General features: G+C 67.0%; 13 protein-coding genes. 5 read left to right on the top strand and 8 right to left on the bottom strand.

From position 1 onward, the window contains the following. Positions 1-83: 83 nt before the first annotated feature. Positions 84-4,028: an FtsK/SpoIIIE domain-containing protein gene (locus AC1DC5_RS03040; RefSeq protein ID WP_476864132.1), complete on the top strand. Its 3,945-nt coding sequence runs from the start codon at positions 84-86 to the stop codon at positions 4,026-4,028. An 8-nt stretch (positions 4,029-4,036) separates the two neighbouring features. On the opposite strand, the gene AC1DC5_RS03035 is transcribed toward AC1DC5_RS03040, so the two are convergent. Further along, on the bottom strand, positions 4,037-4,528 hold the full coding sequence (locus tag AC1DC5_RS03035) for a hypothetical protein (protein WP_476864131.1): 492 nt from the start codon (positions 4,526-4,528) through the stop codon (positions 4,037-4,039). Positions 4,529-4,768: 240 nt separating this feature from the next. Here AC1DC5_RS03035 and AC1DC5_RS03030 point away from each other — a divergent pair, with 240 nt between their 5' ends. Further along, positions 4,769-5,017 (top strand): WhiB family transcriptional regulator, encoded by a 249-nt coding sequence (locus AC1DC5_RS03030; protein WP_003804966.1) that lies wholly within the window; start codon positions 4,769-4,771, stop codon positions 5,015-5,017. A gap of 146 nt (positions 5,018-5,163) precedes the next feature. On the opposite strand, the gene AC1DC5_RS03025 is transcribed toward AC1DC5_RS03030, so the two are convergent. The 4 genes from AC1DC5_RS03025 to AC1DC5_RS03010 are packed head-to-tail and all read right to left on the bottom strand — an operon-like array spanning position 5,164 to position 13,553. Then, positions 5,164-6,633, bottom strand: a complete 1,470-nt coding sequence (locus AC1DC5_RS03025) for a sensor histidine kinase (protein WP_476864130.1) — start codon at positions 6,631-6,633, stop codon at positions 5,164-5,166. A 35-nt stretch (positions 6,634-6,668) separates the two neighbouring features. After that, complete coding sequence (locus AC1DC5_RS03020; RefSeq protein ID WP_476864129.1) at positions 6,669-11,543, bottom strand: NAD-glutamate dehydrogenase; 4,875 nt, start codon at positions 11,541-11,543, stop codon at positions 6,669-6,671. Positions 11,544-11,601: 58 nt separating this feature from the next. Then, complete coding sequence (locus AC1DC5_RS03015) at positions 11,602-12,912, bottom strand: CpaE/TadZ family protein (RefSeq protein ID WP_476864128.1); 1,311 nt, start codon at positions 12,910-12,912, stop codon at positions 11,602-11,604. Continuing rightward, positions 12,909-13,553, bottom strand: a complete 645-nt coding sequence (locus AC1DC5_RS03010) for a CpaB family protein (protein WP_476864127.1) — start codon at positions 13,551-13,553, stop codon at positions 12,909-12,911. The genes AC1DC5_RS03015 and AC1DC5_RS03010 overlap by 4 nt, the downstream gene beginning before the upstream one ends. Positions 13,554-13,700: 147 nt before the next feature. Between AC1DC5_RS03010 and AC1DC5_RS03005 the strand changes: the two genes are divergently transcribed. Then, entirely contained in the window at positions 13,701-13,916 is a 216-nt protein-coding gene (locus AC1DC5_RS03005) for a helix-turn-helix domain-containing protein (RefSeq protein ID WP_224047050.1), read from the top strand. A 63-nt stretch (positions 13,917-13,979) separates the two neighbouring features. Here the strand turns inward: AC1DC5_RS03005 and AC1DC5_RS03000 are convergent, their stop codons facing one another. Next, complete coding sequence (locus tag AC1DC5_RS03000; RefSeq protein ID WP_476864126.1) at positions 13,980-14,549, bottom strand: hypothetical protein; 570 nt, start codon at positions 14,547-14,549, stop codon at positions 13,980-13,982. A gap of 156 nt (positions 14,550-14,705) precedes the next feature. Here AC1DC5_RS03000 and AC1DC5_RS02995 point away from each other — a divergent pair, with 156 nt between their 5' ends. Together AC1DC5_RS02995 and AC1DC5_RS02990 are read left to right on the top strand one after the other, a co-directional pair. Continuing rightward, entirely contained in the window at positions 14,706-15,497 is a 792-nt protein-coding gene (locus AC1DC5_RS02995; protein WP_476864125.1) for a LysM peptidoglycan-binding domain-containing protein, read from the top strand. A gap of 80 nt (positions 15,498-15,577) precedes the next feature. Next, a complete protein-coding gene (locus AC1DC5_RS02990; protein ID WP_476864124.1) occupies positions 15,578-16,057 on the top strand; it encodes an Rv3235 family protein in 480 nt (159 codons plus the stop codon). Positions 16,058-16,230: 173 nt separating this feature from the next. Here the strand turns inward: AC1DC5_RS02990 and secA are convergent, their stop codons facing one another. Together secA and AC1DC5_RS02980 are read right to left on the bottom strand one after the other, a co-directional pair. Next, positions 16,231-18,969, bottom strand: a complete 2,739-nt coding sequence (gene secA, locus AC1DC5_RS02985) for a preprotein translocase subunit SecA (protein ID WP_476864123.1) — start codon at positions 18,967-18,969, stop codon at positions 16,231-16,233. A 70-nt stretch (positions 18,970-19,039) separates the two neighbouring features. Beyond that, positions 19,040-20,308 (bottom strand): winged helix-turn-helix domain-containing protein, encoded by a 1,269-nt coding sequence (locus AC1DC5_RS02980; protein WP_476864122.1) that lies wholly within the window; start codon positions 20,306-20,308, stop codon positions 19,040-19,042. Positions 20,309-20,328: the final 20 nt, after the last annotated feature.

Below are 20,328 nucleotides of genomic sequence, written 5' to 3'. Positions count from 1 at the left end.
ATACCAGGATTTCCTTGGCGCGGGCCGCTGCTTCCGCGACTAGCGTGGGATTCAGCGACGCCGCGGGAAAGGACCCCCAGCCGATGATGCTGCACTGCACTCTCGTTCCGGCGCCGGGATCCGCACTCGCGGCCGGGCCGGTGGAGCTGTCCATCGAACTGCCAGCCATGTGTTCCGGAGTGGAACTTCAGGCGGCGATCGCCCGTCGCTACGGGACCCGGGAGCTGACCGTGGACCGGGTCCCGGTCGCCGCGTTCATTGTCGGCGAGCGCCCCCTCGTCGACGGCGCCGTCTTGGTGGACGGCGCAGTTCTGATTGACGGCGCAGTGACTGCCGCTGCCCCGGATACGGCACGCCTGGTCCTTGCCGTGCACAGCGGGCCGGGTGCCGGCCTGGTGGTCCCCCTACGGCGCGGGAGGTTCCGGATCGGACGCAGTGGCACGGAGATCGACATCCCGGACACGGAATTGTCCCGCGAGCATGCGGAGCTGGATGTCTCCGACTCCGCCGTCACCCTGCTCGATCTTGGGAGTGCCAACGGGATCAGCGTCAACGGAAAAAGAGTGCAGGCTGCGGCCCTCTCGTCAGACGCCATGATCCGGTGCGGCGGTTCGTCGATGTCCCTGGTTTTCTGCGGCGCCTTGGCCCCCGGAGTCCAGAGTTCTGCGGGTTCCGACGCCTCGGAACCGTTGGTAGTCAGCAACCCCGCGGCGAACAGCAACAGGGCTGCCTTGATGCTGGCGGCGGCCCTTCCGCTGGCAATCGGGGCCGGACTGGCGGTCGGAACGGGAATGTGGATCTTCCTGGCGTTCACGGCTGTGTCAGCGGTTTCGGTCCTGGTGCCCGTTGTCTTGGGCAGACGGCAGCGCCGGGAGTTAAAGGCTGTCGTCGCCGCGGCGGCGATTGAGGACATGGACCGACGGCAGCGGGCCGCACCGTCTGCAGGAGAGCTGTCCCTGCGGGGCTCCTTTGCCGGGCCTGACCCTGTTGTGGCGGCCTCTGCCGGCACAGGGCCCGTATGGCTGCGCCTCGGAGAGGCACAACAATGCGCGAACATCCGGTTGGAGCCGCCCGACGCCGGCTTTCGCCCACCGGTACTCGGAATGATGCCCGTGACGCTGGATCCCGGAACCACCGTAACGACCGTTCGTGGCCCGGAAGCTGCTGTGGCGGGCCTCCTGCGATCTCTTGTGCTGCAGCTCGCCTGCTACCCCGCTGCCCGGCGGACCAGGATTCTCATTCATGGCCCGATCCCGTCTCTCCTTGCCGCGCGCTTCCTTGCAGCCGCGACTCTCTCCACGCAGGAAGCCGCCACTCTGGCAACCCTGGTGGCCGGCCCGGACGGGGGCCCCGAGAGCGGGGTACTGATCATCGTCAAAGCCGCCGGAACGTCCGCGCTGCGCGCCGTGGCAGTCAGCCGCGGCTGGCAAGTAATCGACTGCGCCGGCGATCCGGGCGCAGGTGCAGAGTCATCCATCGTTCTCAATGCCCGCACCGGAAAGCTTTCATCAGCCCGCTCCTCGCTGGAGTTCACGCCTGACCTCGTTCCGGCCGGCGTCTTCGACCGCAACTGCCGCCGCTTGGGAGCCGGAGTTCCATCGTCAGTCCCACGGACGGGCATCCCCCCGGCCTCTTCGCTCGGTGGGCTTGTCCCGTTCTCAGCGCGGGACATTTCCCAGCGCTGGACAGAGTCCGCCTCAGCGGGTGGCCTTCCGGTGGTGGTCGGCGTCGGAAGCTCCGGTCCCCTGCGGCTGGACCTCCAGGCTGACGGCCCCCACTTCCTCGTGGCGGGCACCACGGGGTCAGGCAAGTCGGAATTCCTCCGGACCCTGGCCGCTGCGTTGGCAGCCGCCCATCCACCCGGCCGAGTCAATTTGCTGTTCATAGATTTCAAGGGCGGCGCCGGTCTGCGGCCCCTGGCCGGCCTAGCCCACTGCGTTGGGCTCCTCACCGACCTCGACACCAATGAAGTAGCCCGCGCTCTCGTCTCCCTGCGCACGGAAGTTCGCCGCCGGGAGGAACTCCTCGCCGAGTTTCGGGCCGCCGATCTCATAGCTTACGAATCTGCTCATCCGGCCAGGCCGTTGATGCCTCATCTGGTCATCATCATCGATGAATTCAGGATGCTGGTCGATGAGGCCCCTGCCGCCCTGGCTGAACTGATGCGGATTGCCGCCATTGGCCGTTCCCTCGGAATACACCTCATCATGGCAACCCAGCGTCCCCAGGGCGCCGTGTCCGCCGATATCCGCGCAAACGTCACCAGCTGCGTCGCCTTGCGGGTCCAATCCGAGATGGAGTCCGTTGACATCATCAATTCCCGTCTGGCCGCCGCCATCCCGATCACCAGACCGGGCCGGGCCTACCTGGTCCGCGGCAACGAAGCGCCGGAGGAGTTCCAGTCGGCCACGGTCACTTCGCCCGTCCAGGACACGACCCGCCGCCCCGCGGTGATGGAGGCAATGGAATTCCTCAACCGCCCGCCGGCCGGCTCATCAGGCTCGGCGGGCAGCACCGCCCCGCAATCTGCCGGGGCTATGGCTCGGCTGACGGAAACAGTATCCGCCCTGTGGGAGGCGGCCGGCGGCAGCCCGCCACGCCGTCCCGTCGCAGAGTCCCTCCCCAGGAATCTGCCGTTTCCCGCGGACGGGATCCGCGACGGGACCCGGCTGGGGCTGTTGGACCTTCCCGAAGAGCAGCGCGTCGCCGAGTTTGGCTGGCTTCCGGCCGCACACGGTCATCTGGGATTGATCGCGGGCAGCAATGGCGGCGCCGACGCCGTCCTGGGGCTCATCCTCGGGCAACTCCTTAGCTGCGAGGAGGAATCGCATCTCTATCTCCTTGATGCCGCCGGTTCATTCACCGAAGCGGCCAAGGCGCCGCGGGTCGGCGCAGTCGTGGGGCTGCACGAACTCCGCCGGGCCGCGCGGGTTCTGGAACGGCTCTCGGAAGAAATGACCCGGCGACTGGGCGCGGCGCCCACGGCCGGCCCACCTGACCTGGTCCTCGCACTGTGCGGCTGGGGCTCCTGGATGTCGGCGTTCCGGTCCGGCCCCCTGGCCTGGGCCGAAGACCTCGTCCAGGACCTCGTCCGCGACGGCGCCAGGGCGGGAATAACGGTGCTTGCCGCGGGCGAACGCGAGCTTGTGAGCGCCAGGTTCTTCGCTGCCGTTCCCAACCGGATCTTCCTGCCCGCCGGATCGACGGAGGAGGGGAGGCTCGGCTGGCCCCGGTTGCCAGTCTTTGACGCCGCTTCCGGCGGGGTGGTGGTTTTTGGGCCGATGTCCCCGGCGTCCTCTCCGTCGGGGCATGTGGGACAGCTGTTCGGGCCCGCCTCCCCTGCTGCGCTGGCAGGGACCGTTGCCCCGCGGACCCGGCCGTTCCGCGTCGAGCCACTTCCCCGGCTGCTCACGGTCGCCGAAGTCCACTCCCGCCTATCGTGCCCTGCTCCCCCGCCCGGCCACGTGTGCCTTGGCGTCGGAGGCGACGACATGCTGCCGGCGGGCCTACCACTGCATCAGGGCGATGTCCTCGCCGTCCTCGGCGGCCATTCCTCCGGCAAGAGTTCGCTGCTGACTGCCCTGCCAGGCCTCAATCCGGGGGCCAGTTGGCTCCGCGCCCACGCGGAGGAGGACGCGGAGCAGTACTGGGCGGGGCTCCATGAAGCGGCAAGCTCCGGCGCCCTGGACCCGGCAGCGATACTCCTGGCGGACGACCTCGATCTGCAGTCGCCCGAAGCCAACAGCCGGCTGCTTCTGCTCAACAGGCTCGGCTGGCGGGTGGTCCTCACCGCCGTCTACAGCCCGGGCATCCGGCAACGGGTTCCCCTGGTTCTGAGCGCGGCCAGCCAGGTTCGGGGCGTCCTGATCGCCCCGCGCAGCCCTCTGGACGGAGAGCTGTTTGGCGTCCGTTTCGATCTTGAGCCGAACCCTCCTCCGGGGCGCGCGGTCGTGATATCGGACGGCCGGTCGCAGATGGTGCAGTTGGCGTTCGATCCTGCGGCAGATGGCAGCGACAGGGGACCGTGAATCCGCGGCTACAGGGCCGGCGGTGCCCCGCCTGCCCGCGACGCGAAGGCGATGACACGCTTGTCAAACAGCAGCACGATGGCGATTACCGCCGGTACGAGCATGGCCAGACCCGCCAGGGGGAACCCGCCCGTCAGCGTTGGAAAGCCGATGGTGAGCGTAAAAAGCTGAGCAACGAGTGCGCCCGCACGCGGCCACCGGTATCCGCGGAACAGGAAGGTGGCAACCGCAAAGAGCCAGGCGGAGAAGGCCAGCAGGAGCCCCAGCGTGAACACCGCGCCCCAGAAGGAGAGTACCGGGGCGCCGGTCAGCAGTTGGCTTCCGTACCAGATGGCCGCCACCAGCAGCGCTGACGCTTCCAGCGCGACGACGACCGCAATCACCAGGATGCCTGAGGGCCGTGTGGGAAGGCCGGCGCCGGGATCGCCGGCAGGGACACCTGGGGGAAGACCATCGCCGTTCGCGGCAGGTTCGGAGGGGTTTTCAGGAGCTCTTGACACACTGGCACAGTACCGGACATAGTCGTCTAGATGTGAGGGCGCCGCCAGCGAATGTGATGCATCGCTCACGATCCCGAGGCATATTGAAGCGGGTTATCCCTTGTTTACGCAGCGTTAACATGACACGCTTAAACCAGATGACCGAGGGGGCCCCAGAGGGCCCCTTTCTTATGAAGCCTCTAGTGAATAGTTTCACAAAGGCATTTAACGAGTGCCCAGGAAATGGAGTGACTGATCAGCATGGATTGGCGTAACCGCGCAGCGTGCCTTGACAAGGACCCGGAGCTTTTCTTCCCCGTAGGAAATACCGGCCCCGCCCTCCTGCAGATCGAGGAAGCCAAAAGTGTTTGCCGTCGATGCCCCGTTGTCGACACCTGCCTCCAGTGGGCGCTGGAGTCCGGCCAGGACGCCGGCGTCTGGGGCGGCATGAGCGAAGACGAACGCCGCGCCCTGAAGCGCCGTGCGGCCCGCGCCCGCCGCGCCTCCTAAAGACCAAGTTCCTGACGCCGTATTCAGCGGCAGGACAGCAATGGCCGCAGACCTCCGTCTGCGGCCATTTGCCGTTTAACGGCCGCCGGGGCGTGCCGCCGGCCGGACGGGCGAGTTCAATGAACCGGCCCGCCGCCGGCCAACGGTTACCGTTTAGCCAGGCTCAGGACAATCTGGACAGCGGTTCCGCCGCCCTCCCTGGCTTTCCACTGAATGCTCCCGCCCAGTTCGCTCGTCACCAGGGTGCGCACGATCTGCAGGCCCAGTCCCTCCACATACGGCGTGGCCGGGATGCCGACGCCGTCGTCCGCGACGGTCACGGTGAGCAGCTCCTCGCCGTCCTCGCTTTCAGAGCGGTCGGCGATCAGCCAGACGGTTCCGGTCCGGCCCTCCAGACCATGCTCGACGGCGTTCGTCACCAGCTCGTTGATCACCAGGGCCAGCGGGGTGGCAAAGTCACTCGGCAGCTCGCCGAAGAGTCCCGAGCGGGCCGTTTTCACCTGCTGCGACGGGGACGCCACTTCAGCCGAGAGGCGGAACTGGCGGCCGATGAGCTCATCGAAGTCGACGCTCTGGGTCAGGCCCTGGGAGAGCGTCTCATGCACGAGGGCAATCGTGGCCACCCGTCGCATTGCCTGCTCGAGTCCCTGCTTGGCCTCGTCGCTGACCATGCGCCGTGACTGCATCCGCAGCAGCGCAGCGACGGTCTGCAGATTGTTCTTCACCCGGTGGTGGATCTCGCGGATCGTGGCGTCCTTTGTCACGAGTTCCATCTCCCGCCGCCGCAGCTCGGAGACATCACGGCACAGCACCAGGGCCCCGAAGCGCTGCTGTTCGTCCCGGAGGGGAATGGCCCGCAGCGACAGGCTGACCCCGCGGGACTCGATTTCACTGCGCCATGGCATGCGTCCCGTCACAACGAGCGGGAGGGTCTCATCCACCATGCGGCGGTCTTTCAGCAGTCCCGCCGTGACCTCGGCCAGGCTCCTGCCCTCGAGCGACTCGCCGTCGCCGAGCCGGCGGAACGCGGAGACCCCGTTGGGGCTCGCGTACTGGACGATCCCCTCGGCGTCGAGCCTGATGAGGCCGTCGCCGACGCGGGGCGCGCCGCGACGGGAGCCGGTGGGCGAGGCGAAGTCGGGCCAGAGCCCGAGGGTGCCCATCCTCAGCAGATCGTAGGCGCATTGCCGGTAGGTCAGCTCAAGCCGGGACGGCATCCGGGAGCTGGAAAGGTCCATGTGGGTCGTGACGATGGCCAGCGTCCGGCCGTTGCGGACCATGGGTACGGCCTCGACCCGGAGGGCCATGTCACTGCTCCAGTTGGTCTCGTTGGAGCGCTCGATCGTGCGGCTCTCCCACGCCTTGCCGACCAGCGGCAGCAGGTCCGACCTGATCCCCTCCCCCACGAAGTCGGCATGGAACACCGTGTGCGTGGTGGAGGGGCGGACGTGGGCCAGCGCCACGTAACCGAACTCAGGGTGCGGGAACCACAGCGCCAGGTCGGCGAACGCAAGGTCCGCGACCATCTGCCAGTCGCCGACAAGGAGGTGCAGCCATTCGGCATCCCCCGGCCCGAAATCAGCATGCTCCCTGATAGGGTCCGTAAAGATTGCCACAGCACCTCCATTTGCGACGCCGGGGGCGGCAGCCCCTAGCGTCGAACGATTGACCTCAAGAGCCTCAATGCTACCGACAGCGAGGCCATGTCATCGGCCTCGAGGGCATTGACCTCGTCAAACATGGACTTCGCCCGGCCGAGCTGCTCCACATTCTGGCTCTCCCAGGCCGCCAGCCGCTCCTCCGCCGGAGTTCCGGCCGGAGTACTCTCCAGGACCGCCGTCGTCATGTCGGAGACGGTGGAGTAGAGATCATCCCGCAGGGCCGCGCGGGCCAGGGCCTGCCAGCGGTCCGCCCTCGGCAGCTTGGTGATGCGTTCGAGCAGGGAATCCGCGTGGAAGCGGTTGAACACCGTGTAGTACACGTGCGCAATGTCGGCCACGGATTCCGGGCTGACATGGACGATCTTGGCGATATCCAGGAGCACGAAGCTCTCGAACAGCTCCGCCCAGCGGTGCGCCAGGTCCTCGGGAAGGTCCCAGCTGCGCGCCTTCTCCAGCCATTCGGCCACGCGCGCGCGGTCGTCGCCGCGGAGGTAGTCCAGCAGCCGGGCCCGCATGGGGTCCATGAGCGGCTTGAATTCCGCCACAATGTCGGCGATGGGACGGGACGTCGAGCCCTGGCCGAGGAGCCACCGGACGGCGCGGTCCAGGAGCCGCCGGACGTCCAGGTGGACGGTGCTCCAGTGTTCGGTCGGGAACGACGCCGGCAGTTCGTTGAGTTCCTTGACCATGATGTCGAGTTCGTAGACCTCGCGGAGGGCCACGAACGCCTTGGCGACCGCGGCTTCCGTGGCCGAGGTTTCCTCCATGGCGCGGAACGCGAAGGTGATGCCGCCGAGGTTGATCATGTCGTTGGCCACCACCGTCGCGATGATTTCGCGCCGCAGCGGGTGTGTGTCCAGTTCGGCGTCGAACCTGTCCCGCAGCTGTTGCGGGAAGTAGGCACGCAGCGTGGCACGGAACCACGGGTCGTCGGCCAGGTCGCTGTCCCGGAGCGCCGAGGCGAGTTCGATCTTGGCGTAGGCGGCCAGCACGGACAGCTCGGGCGAGGTCAGGCCCTGGCCCTGTTCCAGCCGCTCACGCAGCGTCTCGGTCGTCGGCAGGGCTTCCAGCTCACGCTTCAGATCGGCGCGCTTCTCCAGCCAGTCCATCAGGCGTTCGTAGCTGGGGCTCCATTCGGAAACCCGCATCCGGTCATTGAGCAGCAGGATGTTCTGGTCGATGTTGTCCTCCAGCACCAGTCGGCCGACTTCATCGGTCATCGAGGCAAGGAACTCCGAACGCTCCGCAGGATCCAGCTTCCCGGCGGCGACCATCCGGTCCACGAAGATCTTGATGTTGACCTCGTGGTCGGAGCAGTCCACCCCGGCGGAGTTGTCGATCGCGTCGGTGTTGAGGATGACCCCCTGGAGTGCCGCCTCGATGCGGCCCCGCTGGGTCATGCCCAGGTTGCCGCCTTCACCGACCACCTTCACGCGCAGCTCGCGGCCGTCGACGCGGATGGAGTCATTGGCCTTGTCGCCCACTTCGGCATTCGTTTCCGTGCCGGCCTTGACGTAGGTGCCGATTCCGCCGTTGTACAGCAGGTCGGCCGGCGCAAGCAGGATCGCACGCAGCAGTTCGGGCGGGCTGAGCCGTGTGGTCCCGTCGGGCAGCCCGAGGGCGGACCTGACCTGGTCCGAAACCGGGATGGATTTCGCCTGGCGGGCAAACACGCCGCCGCCTTCGCTGATCAGTGCCTTGTTGTAGTCGTCCCACGAGGAACGGGGCAGTTCGAAGAGCCGCTGGCGCTCGGCGAAGGAAACGGCCTCATCCGGGGTGGGATCGAGGAAGATATGCCGGTGGTCAAAGGCCGCGAGGAGCCGGATGTGCTTCGAGAGCAGCATGCCGTTGCCGAACACGTCCCCTGACATGTCGCCGACGCCGACCACCGTGAACGGCTCGGTCTGCGTGTCCAGGTCCAGCTCGCTGAAGTGGCGCTTGACCGATTCCCAGGCACCGCGGGCGGTGATGCCCATGGCCTTGTGGTCGTAGCCGACGGAGCCGCCGGAGGCGAAGGCATCCCCAAGCCAGAAACCATATTCCGCGGCCAGGCCGTTGGCGATGTCGGAGAACGATGCCGTGCCCTTGTCGGCCGCGACGACGAGGTAGGAATCGTCGTCGTCGTGCCGCACGACGTCGGCCGGCGGCACGAGCTGCTCGCCCTCCGGCGTCGTGATGAGGTTGTCGGTGACGTCCAGGAGGCCGCGGATGAACGTCTTGTAGCTTTCGACGCCCTCCGCCATCCAGGCGCTGCGGTCCGCCGCGGGGTCCGGGAGTTGCTTGGCGTAGAACCCGCCCTTGGCACCGGTGGGCACGATCACGGCGTTCTTGACGGTCTGGGCCTTGACCAGGCCGAGGATTTCCGTGCGGAAATCCTCGCGGCGGTCAGACCAGCGCAGTCCGCCGCGGGCCACCTTGCCGAAGCGCAGGTGAACACCCTCGACGCGGGGCGAGTAGACCCAGATCTCGAACATCGGCGTGGGGAACGGCAGTCCGTCAATCGCAGACGGGTTCAGCTTGAAACTGAGGTGCGGCTTGTTCTGGTAGTAGTTGGTCCGCAGCGTCGCCTGGATCAGGTTCTTGAACGTGCGAAGCACGCGGTCCGCGTCGAGGGTCGCGACCTGTTCGATGGCTGCGTCCAGTCCGCCGAGGACCTCCTTTTGCCGGAGCCTGCGCTCGTCCTCACTGAGTGAGGGATCGAAGCGGGCCTCGAACAACGCGATGAGTCCGCGGTTGACGTCAGGGTTGGCCAGCAGGGTGTCGGCCAGGAATCCGTAGGAGTTCGTGTTGCCCATCTGCCGCATGTACTTGGCGTAGGCGCGCAGCACGACGACCTGGCGCCAGTGCATCCCCTCGCGCAGCACCAGTCGGTCGAAGCTGTCCGATTCCACCTCACCGGAGACCGCGGCGCCGAACGAGTCCGCGAGCAGCTGCCCGGTCTTGAGGGGGTCCACCCCGGCCGGGTATTTCAGGCCCAGATCGTAGAGGAAGAAGTCACGTTGGTCCGCCGTTTCGATCTCGAACGGGCGTTCGTCCAGGACTTCCAGGCCCAGGTTGTGGAAGTAGGGCAGGATCTGGCTCAGGCTCTTGGGTTCGAGCATGTAGAGCTTGACGCGTGCGTCCTCTTCCAGCGTAGCTCCGGCGCCTTCGGGGAGGTAGACATGGACACCGGGCTGTTCCTTTCCGGTTTCCTCGGCCTCCCCGGCGCCGGCACCGTACTTCTCGAAGCGGGCGATGTCCTCCAGGGCATCCTCCACTTCGTAGTCGACGCGGTAGGTCGCGGGGAAGGCCTCCGCCCACATGGCGGCACGCTCCTTGGCGCCGTCGTCCTCGGTGCCGCCGTCGCCGTCGGCACGGGCGTGCAGGACCTCCGCGATGCCCTCGCTCCACGAGCGGGCCGCGCGGACCAGCCGCTTCTCAAGCTCGTCGCTGTTGATGTTGCTGACGTCGGCGTTCTTTGGAAGCCTGATCCGGAAGAAAAGCCGGGCCAGCGCGGATTCCGTCATCCGCGCCTCGTAGTCGATTGAAACGGCATCGAAGGTCTCGCGAAGCTCCTCCTCGATGCGCAGGCGCACGTTGGTGGTGTACCGGTCCCGCGGGAGGTAGACGAGGGCGGACATGAAACGGCCATAGATGTCCGGCCGGAGGAACAGCCGGGTCCGGCGCCGCTCCTGCAGCCGCTGGATGCCCGTTGCAATGGCGGCCAGATCGGGGATTTCGATCTGGAAGAGCTCGTCGCGGGGGTAGGTCTCGAGGATGCCCAGCAGGTCCTTGCCGGAGTGGGAATCCGGCGGGAAGCCGGCATCGCTCAAGACCGCGGCGACCTTTTCGCGGACCACCGGGATGTCACGGACGGATCCGGCGTACGCGGTGGTGGCGAAGAGCCCGATGAAGCGGCGTTCGCCGTTGACGTTGCCGGCCGCATCGAAGCTCTTGACACCGATGTAGTCGAGGTAGGCCGAGCGGTGCACGGTGGAGCGGGAGTTGGCCTTGGTGATGACGAGCGCGCGCTTTTCGCGGGCTTTTTTCCTGCCGGTTTCCGTGAGGTGCTGGATCTGGTGCGGGGTGTCGGTTCCTCCCCGCAGCAGTCCGAGTCCGCTCTCTTCCCGGGGTTCCAGCACATCTTCGCCGGATTCGTTTTTGAGGTCGTACTCGCGGTAGCCGAGGAACGTGAAGTTCCCGTCATCCAGCCAGCGGAGCAGTTCCTGGGCCTGGCGGAGTTCGGCGATCTGCGCGGGATTGGCCAGTTTGTCGAGGTCCTCGGCGATCTGAAGCGCCCGGTGCCGCATCTTCGGCCAGTCTTCGACGGCGGCGCGCACGCCGTCGAGCACGCGCCCGATGCCCTCCATCAGCGCCGCGCGCTTCGCGTCGTCCACGAGGTCGATTTCGACGGCGATCCACGACTCCATGTGCGAGGCGTTGTCCCCCTGGGCGATCAGGTGCGAAAGGTTGGGCATCGCTGCCGTGTCGCCGCTCGAGATGCCCAGGTGCGAGGGGACGCGCGCGACCTTCACGAGTTCACCGCTTTCGCGGTTGCGGGTTACGACGAACAGGGGATGCATCACCAGGCGGATGGGGGCACTCTGCCGGACCAGTTCGGCGTTGACCGAGTCAACGAGGAAGGGCATGTCGTCGGTGACGATGTAGACGACGCTGCGGTCCGCTTCGTCGGCGATGGTGATGCTGGCGGCGCCTGGGAACCGGTGCGCCGCCGTGCGGCGGTGCGTCTCTGCCCGTTCTGCCAGCAACTCCCCGGGATACGCGCGAGCGTCCTCTTCGGCAAGGTGCTCGTAGTAGTCCCTCAGGTAGCCTTCTCCGGCACCGATCGAAACGGGGTGATCCTCCACGCTGGACCCAGACGACATCGACAAACGCCTCCATCAAAAAGTTCACGGCCGCTTCGTTGCGGCCCTCATGGCGAGCCTAGCCCTTTAGCCGAAGCTTCGCTGTGGAAGAAAATACAGAGGATCTGCGGTTTCGCTGGACGGGTGCACAAGCCAGCTCGGCGATACCCCTCCGCAGTGGAGAATCCGGTGCGGCCTCCAGCAGGAGCGATCCCGAGAGCAGCGCCGCATCGCTCGAGACCGGATCGGCCGGCAGGAACGCAAAGATGGGGACGGTGGGGCCGTACCGCTCCCACGCATCGCGGAGTTGCCGCTCCGGGGATCGGCCCACCGCGGACTGCCGCACCTTGTTCAGGACCACCCGCGGGGACGCCTGCGGGACGGCCGATTCAAGCTCTGCGAGGCCACGGACCAGCCTCGGGACGCCGATCGAGTCCGCCGCCCCCACGGCGAACACCGTGTCAGCGAGTTCGAGGCTCCTCAGCGTCGCGGCGTTCCGGCGCGGCGCCATGGTGTCGAAGCTCAGCTCTTCGTCGGATTCAAGGCAAAAACCGGTGTCGATGACAGTGACATCAACGATTTGCCGGGCCCGGGCAAGCACCAGCGAAAGCGCCGCGGCGCGGAGTTCAGTCCAGCGGTCCGCACGGGTGATGCCGGTCAGCACCCGGAAGGTCCCTGATCTCGTGACCACCGGTGCCGCAATCCTGAGCAGAGCCTCCGCGTCGAGGAGGCCATGGTCCGCCAGACGGCACGCCTGCGCGAGCCCGGCCGCCTCGTCCAGCAGCCCGAGCATGGCGGCGACGCTGGCACCATAACTGTCGGCGTCCACCAAGAGCACCGACTTTCCGCCGGCTGCGAGTTCTGCCGCCATGTTGGCCGCGAGCATGGTCCGGCCAGGCGAACCGGCGGGCCCCCACACCGCAATGATCTGCCCCTCGGCGGATCGCTCCGGCCGTCCCTCGGCTGGGCCGCCGGACGGCCCGGGCTCAGTGCCCGCGCCCGCCTGGCCGGGAGTGTCGGTCTGCCGGAGCGGGTCAGTCCCGGCGAGCAGTGCGACAGCCCCCGCTATGCGGTTGGCAAGGGCGGCGGCGTCGACTCCAGTTCCTTCGGCGGCCACGCCGATCCCCCGGAGCCGGACGTTTTCATCCGGATTGTCCGTAAGTGCAACGACCGCGACGCCGACGGCGGACAGCCGGTCAACCAGCGACGCCGTCAGGTCCTCGCTGCCCTCCGCGACGACGGCGGCACGGGCCAGCCCGCCCTGGCAGGCGGCCAGCAGCTCTGCCAGTTCGTGGCACCGCCGCACAACTGATACCGGCCCGTGGAGCCGCTCCAGCCGGCCCACCAGGTCTTCGCGCGAGTCTCCGACCGTGACGACGGGGATGCTCATCGGCCTGCCCCACCCGGGTTCCAGACAACGGAGATCTTTGCCTTGTTGGCCTGCGCCCCCAGCAGATCAGGCATCTGCCCGTCCGCAACAAGCACCATAACGACTGTGGACCGTGCCGAGCCCAGGGCAGTGCTGCCCGGAGTGATCTGGGCGATTTCCGCGCCGGGCAACAGCAGGGTGGGCTGGCTGAATCCGTTCCGGGCATCGGGCAGCGCCACCCAGACGTCCACCCGGGAACCCGCAACTGCCTGGGCCGGCAGTGTCTCGTCAATGGTGACCGCGACCGGCTTCCGGCCCAGCCCGTCCGGCTGCCCGAAGCTCTCGCGCGGCACCAGCTGGTCCTTGCCGATTCTCTGGGCAGCCACGAGCCCGTCAGCCACTCCGGTCGCCGGCGTCAGATAGTGCTGCTCAAGGTCGCCAAGGCGGACCTTGACGCGGTTCAGCTTATCCACCGTCAGCTTTTCGCCCACTGCGATCGCTTCCCGCGCGGTGTACGCCTCGGCGGTTTGATCCGCGGCCCCGACCAGGGACGTGACCCCTGCGACGGAGGCCAGGACGAGCAGGATGCCAACGATGAGCTTGGGATCTTTCCAGGATGGTTTCTTCAGCCTCGCCCCGCCAGCCACCGTGCTCACACTCATGCGCCCGCTCCCCTGTAGTCGCCGCCCGAATCCGGCCGGGCACCATCATTGTTTCGCCTTCGTGCCCCGACGGGAAGCCTCAGGAACAAAGAAGTGCAAACTGTGGATAACAGCCTCAGATGGACTCATCGGTGGCAAAATGGTGCCATGCCCCGATTCCTTACCCTCGCCGACGTCGCAGAACAGCTCCAGATCAATGCCCCGGCCGCCTACGCGCTGGTACGCAGCGGCGAGCTCAAGGCCATTCAGGTGGGCGGACGCGGCCAGTGGCGCGTCGAGGAGAAGATGCTCGAGCAGTACATCGAAGAGCGGTATGCGGAAGCCAGCCGGATGATCGAAGAAGCCAAGTCCAAGTCCCGCTGAGCGGCATGTGCCGAGCGCGGCAGCCATGCCGTATCCGGCACCCGCCTACCGGCCGGGCGCCAGCTAGCCGGCAGTCAGCGCCGACCTGATTCCGGCCAGCGCCGCGAACGGAATGGTCGCCACCTGCCGCACGTTGGCCGCCCGGCGCTCCTCGCCCTCCCCGGTGACCGCCAGATCAAGGTAGTCACGCCCGACCCGGTCAATCACACCGAAGAGCGTCGTTTCGCCCGTTAGGCCGCCCGCGGTCAGGACGCCCAGGCCGGCGCGGTCCCGGGCAAGGCCGCGCAGGGCGTTGGCCAGGCCAAGTCCTTGCCGGACCTTGGAAGGCTCGGTTACGGCCAGCCGGGAGAGCCCGACGTAACGGACCGCGGAGGCATAGGGAACCAACACCTGGTGCCGTGGTTCGTCCAGCACCATCGCCTGGCTTCCCGCGTGGCTCAAGGTCCCCTCGAACGTCGATCCGGACGCGAGCTGGACCATAATCAGCCGTCCCAGCGAGCCGCGAAGCCGGTCCGCGAGCTCCACCGAGGCCTCCTCCGTCCGCGTCCGCTCCGCGATTTCGGCATCGAGATCCAGGCGCTCCCCGGCGGCCATCTGGGTCTCCAGATCGGCAAAGAGGGCATCCCAGCGCATGGCGCCAGCGTAGGCGAGCCCTTCCTTGCGGTCAACCGCACCTTTTCGAAGCAGCTATAGACAAATCGGCCACTTAGAGTGCAAACTGCATCTAAGTGCATCAAACAGCATCAAACACCATGTAATTGAACCACTCCAATGTGAGGCGGCCTGAACATGAGAACTGCAGAACTCCCGACGTACCCGTGCCGCCGAGTGATTTCCGCTGACGCGGCCATGGCAACAGCCATCCTGCTGATGGGACTGTTCCTCGCCGGAACGGGAGGCCTGGCTGTCCAGCGGTGGGGCTCCTCGACGGCCCGCCACGAGTCCCCCGGGTTCGAAGACCAACTCGGCGTTGTGGCGAACACGACCGGACTCATCGTGACTGTCTGGTGGGCCATGTCATTTGCCATTGCCGTCGCGGCGGCCCTGCTGGAACGGTCCGGGAAGGTCCGCGCCGCTTCGGCTGCGGAAAAATTCGCCCCCGCGTTTATACGCCGCCTCGCCTTGGCTGCCGTCGGACTCCAACTGCTCACAGCACCGCTCGCCACTGCGTCCACCTTGCCGCCGGGGCAGGGCCCGGCGGCTTCCGCACCCGCGGCCGCATCCGCAGGGTGGACCCCGACGCCGGCGCCTACGCCGCCCGCCGTTCAGCCTGCCGTTCCGCCCGGCACTTCGGTTGCCGTCCATCCGCAATGGCGGCCACTCAACCCGGTCATCGAACCCGGTCCGTTGACCGGCCGGCCGCTTCGCCTTCAGCAGCCCGCGGGCGAGGGAACAGAGGTGACGGTGCGCCCCGGGGATTCGCTGTGGAGCCTGTCCGCGGCCAGGCTGGGGCCGTTCGCCTCCGACGTCGACATAGCCCTGGACTGGCCCCGGCTTTACCAGGCCAACAGGGACGTCATCGGAGCCAACCCCCACTTCCTGCGGCCGGGCCAGGTACTGAGGATTCCGCCCGGGCCCTGACACACCGCCGAAACCACCAGCATCGAAAAGAACCACAGCGGTCCCCCAACAGCCCCCGTCCCCCAGCAAAAGGAAGTCTCATGAGCGCCATGACCAGCCCCCGCGCCGCCGCGCAAGACCACGCAGCCAATGCTTCGCCCTTGCGTCTGGTCGCAGGGGGCGCAGCACCCGACACGTCTGGGCCATCGGCGCCGCTGGTTCGGGTTGCCGATGAAACCCGGGAGATCTGTGCGATTTCCCGGAGCACGGTTCAGGCGGCCATCGAGGTGCTGGCCGGCATCCGGCCGGCGCAGCAGCTCGCCCGCCGGCTCGACGAGCGCTGCCTTGCTGCCCTGCAGCACCGTGCCGCGCTGACCCGCAGGGTGCCGTGCGGGGCGTCGCCAACCGCGGGACGGCTGCACCGCAACCCCTCCGTCCGCTCGGTCCGGGCCTGCCGGGTGTCCGCGGATGTCTATGAGGCCAGCGCCGTCGTGGTCGAGGAGCTGCGCGTCCGGGCCGTGGCGCTGAGGCTGGAACGCAGCAGGCTTGCCTGGCGCGTCACGGTCCTGGAAATCGGCTGACAGCCACCGCGCACTGTTACCGGAAAGCAGGCTGGGGCCACCGGCTGCAGCGACGGAAGGAGGAGAGAGCGGCAACGAAAGAGGACCGGAACACGTTCCGGTCCTCTTTCGTTGCCGCAGCTATTGCGGCGCCGTCAGTTCTGGCCGCGGCGGGACAGCCAGCAGTAGATCAGCTAGCGCCGCTTCTTCTTGTTCGCGCGGCGCGGGGCATCCTGCGCCGCGGCCTTGGCCGGGTTTCCGGACCGGCCGGAAGCCTTGGCCTCGACACGCGTCTGGGCCGAACCGTCCTCACCGGGGGCCGTGTACTGCAGCTGGGCCGGCTTTTCCGGCGCTTCCAGTCCTGCGGCCCGGATCTGCGGCTCATGATGTTCTGTGTGTCCGCCTGCGGCGTCTGCGACCACCACGTCTTCGGCCGGGGTCACCTCAACCTCCAGGTTGAACAGGAAGCCGACGCTTTCCTCCCGGATGGCCTCCATCATGGACTGGAACATAATGAAGCCCTCGCGCTGGTATTCCACCAGGGGGTCGCGCTGGGCCATGGCGCGCAGGCCGATGCCTTCCTTGAGGTAGTCCATCTCATAGAGGTGTTCCTGCCATTTGCGCCCGATCACTGAGAGGACAACGCGGCGCTCGAGCTCGCGCATGCTCTCCTGTCCGATGGCTTCTTCGCGGGCCTGGTAGACCAGCCGCGCGTCGGAGAGGATCTCTTCCTTGAGGAAGTCCACGGTGATCCGCGACTTGCCGCCGGCCTCGTCGATGAGGTCGCGAGGGGTGACACTGACCGGGTAGAGGGTCTTGAGGTTGGACCACAGCAGGTTGAAGTCCCAGTCATCGCCGGTGCCCTCGGCGGTGGCTCCGTCGATGAACGCGGTGATGGTGTCTTCCAGGAAGTACTGGACCTTTTCGTGCAGGTCATCGCCTTCGAGGATACGGCGGCGGTCGCCGTAGATGGCTTCGCGCTGGCGGTTCAGGACGTCATCGTACTTGAGGACGTTCTTGCGCTGTTCGGCGTTGCGGCCCTCCACCTGGCCCTGGGCCGAGGCGATGGCACGCGAGACCAGCTTGGATTCGAGCGCGACGTCGTCCGGCACCGAGCTGTTCATCAGCCGTTCTGCCGCGCCGGAATTGAACAGGCGCATGAGGTCGTCGGTCAGGGACAGGTAGAAGCGGGACTCGCCGGGGTCGCCCTGGCGGCCGGAGCGGCCGCGCAACTGGTTGTCGATGCGGCGTGATTCGTGCCGTTCGGTGCCCAGCACGTACAGTCCGCCGAGGTTGAGGACTTCCTCGTGCTCGTCCTTTACGGACTGCTTGGCGGCCTCGAAGGCTGCCGGCCAGGCAGCTTCGTATTCTTCGGAGTTCTCTTCCGGGTCCAGCCCGCGCTTGGCGAGCTCGGCGACGGCGGTGAACTCGGCGTTGCCGCCAAGCATGATGTCGGTGCCGCGGCCTGCCATGTTGGTTGCAACGGTCACGGCGTCCTTGCGGCCGGCCTGTGCCACGATCGCGGCTTCACGGGCGTGGTTCTTGGCGTTGAGGACCTCGTGCCGGACGCCCTCCTTGGCCAGCAGCCTGGAGAGGTACTCGCTCTTCTCGACGCTGGTGGTGCCGACGAGAACCGGCTGGCCCTTTGCGTGCCGCTCCGCAATATCCTTGACGACGGCGTCGAACTTGACGGCCTCGTTCTTGTAGACGAGGTCCGCCTGGTCCATGCGCGTCATGTCGCGGTTGGTGGGGATGGCAACGACGCCGAGCTTGTACGTGCTCATGAACTCGGCGGCTTCGGTCTCGGCGGTGCCGGTCATGCCGGCCAGCTTGTCGTACATGCGGAAGTAGTTCTGCAGCGTGACCGTGGCCAGGGTCTGGTTCTCGGCCTTGATCTCGACGCCTTCCTTGGCCTCGATCGCCTGGTGCATGCCCTCGTTATAGCGCCGGCCCGCGAGGATGCGGCCGGTGTGCTCGTCAACGATGAGCACCTCGCCGTCGAGGATGACGTAGTCCTTGTCCCGCTTGAAGAGTTCCTTGGCCTTGATGGCGTTGTTGAGGAAGCCGATCAAAGGGGTGTTGGCGGACTCGTACAGGTTGTGGATGCCGAGGTAGTCCTCGACCTTCTCGATGCCTGCCTCGAGCACGCCGACGGTGCGCTTCTTTTCGTCGACTTCGTAGTCATCCTCGGGCTTGAGCCGCGTGACGACCTTGGCGAACTCGCTGTACCAGCGGTTGGTGTCGCCCTGCGCCGGGCCGGAGATGATGAGCGGCGTACGTGCCTCATCGATGAGGATGGAGTCGACCTCATCGACGATGGCGAAGTTGTGGCCGCGCTGGACAAGCTCCGACTTGTCCCACGCCATGTTGTCGCGCAGGTAGTCGAAGCCGAATTCGTTGTTGGTGCCGTAGGTGATGTCAGCGGCGTACTGTTCGCGGCGCACGGCGGGGTCCTGGTTGGAAAGGATGCAGCCGCTGGTCAGTCCAAGGAACCGGTAGACACGGCCCATGAGGTCCGACTGGTACTCCGCCAGATAGTCGTTCACGGTAATGACGTGCACGCCGTTGCCGGCCAGTGCGTTGAGGTAGGCCGGAGCGGTGGCCACCAGCGTCTTGCCTTCACCGGTCTTCATTTCGGAAATGTTGCCCAGGTGCAGGGCGGCGCCGCCCATCAGCTGGACATCGAAGTGGCGCAGGCCAAGGGTGCGCGAGGAGGCTTCGCGGACGGCGGCGAACGCCTCTGGCAGCAGGTCGTTGAGCTTCTCGCCGTCAACGTGGCGTGCGCGGAGACGGTCGGTCTCTTCGCGCAGTTCGGCGTCGGTGAAGGTCTGGAAGGAGCTTTCCAGGGCATTGATGGAATCGGCATAGTTCCGCAGTTGCCTCAGGGTCTTTTTATCACCCGTGCGGAGAAGTTTTTCGATAAGTGATGCCACGTGAAGTTGCTCCCAGTCTCAAGCTGCCGAATTCTGGCGTGTTTAGTCTACGGGAGAGACGCAGCGCCGGTTACGCCTGTTCCCTCAGAGCGGATACACCGCTTCCCGCGCCGGACACGGCGTCCGCGAGTGACGGCGCCAGGTCCCCTTTCGGGGACACAACAATCCGGTCCAGTTCCAGCCACTCTGCCATGAGCTGCAGTTCCGCGGCGAGTTCGACGGCGGTGTCGGCCGGGGCGCCCGGCTCCGCGTGCGCAGCCCGGGCCAGCAGGAGGCCGTTGGCCCGGTCGGCCTTGAGGTCGACGCGGGCCACGATCCCGTCGCGCAGGAGGAACGGCAGCACGTAGTAGCCAAACCGGCGCTTCGGCTCCGGCGTGTAGATCTCGATGCGGTAATGGAAACCGAACAAGTCCTCGAGCCGACGCCGCTCGAAGACCAGCGAGTCGAAAGGGCTCAGCAGCGCACGGCCCGTGGCCGTGCGCGGGAGCTTGGCCTCGACGTGCCGGAAGACGGGTTTGTTCCAGCCGGTCACGGTGACCGGCTGGAGCCTGCCGGCGTCAACGAGGTGTTCCACGGCAATGGCGGACGCACGCATGGGCGTCCGGAAGTAATCAGCGAAACACCGCAGCGTGCCGATCCCATGGGCCCTGGCGGCGGCGTCGATCAGGCGGACCAGCGCTGCCGCCGGCTCCTGCCCGGTGTCTACTGCGGCGGCTGCGTCGGGATCTGCGTCCGGCCTGGCGGGGAGGACCTTGGCGGTAAGGGTGTAGCGCCGTTCAAAGGAGTCCGTGCGGGACGCGGCCGAAATGAGTCCGGCTTCGAAGAGATGCTCCAGGACCCGCTTGACCGCGTTCCAGTTCCACCCCCAGTTGTCCTGCGGCCGGTCCTCAACGTGGCCCAGCCGGGCGGTGAGTTCGGCGGCGGTCATCGGCCGGCCGGCTGCCAGCGCCTCGAGCACCCGCTCGGCAACGCCGCTGCGCAGCTCGGGGTCCATGGCATGCGCCCCCACCCATTTCCGGCTCTGCCACAGGACCAGGTCCTGGAAGTGGTCGGGCCGGATGAAGCTGGCCTCGTGAGCCCAGTACTCCATCATGCGGCGCGGGTGGGTGCCGGCCATCCGTTGAAGGATGGCGCGGTCGTAGTTCCCAAGACGGGAGAAGAACGGCAGGTAGTGGCTTCGCGACAGCACGTTGACCGAGTCGATCTGGACCAGCTGGAGACGGGCAAAAGTACGGCCCACCGCCCGTGCAGTCACGGGTCCGGCGGGCCGTACCTTGTCCAATCCCTGGGCTGCCAATGCGATCCGCCGGGCCTGCTTGAGGCTCAGCAATTCCTGCACGTCAGTCCTTTCGTCGGATG

The organism is Arthrobacter sp. 10L424 (assembly GCF_056395325.1).
This window is presented reverse-complemented; position numbering and strand designations above follow the sequence as displayed.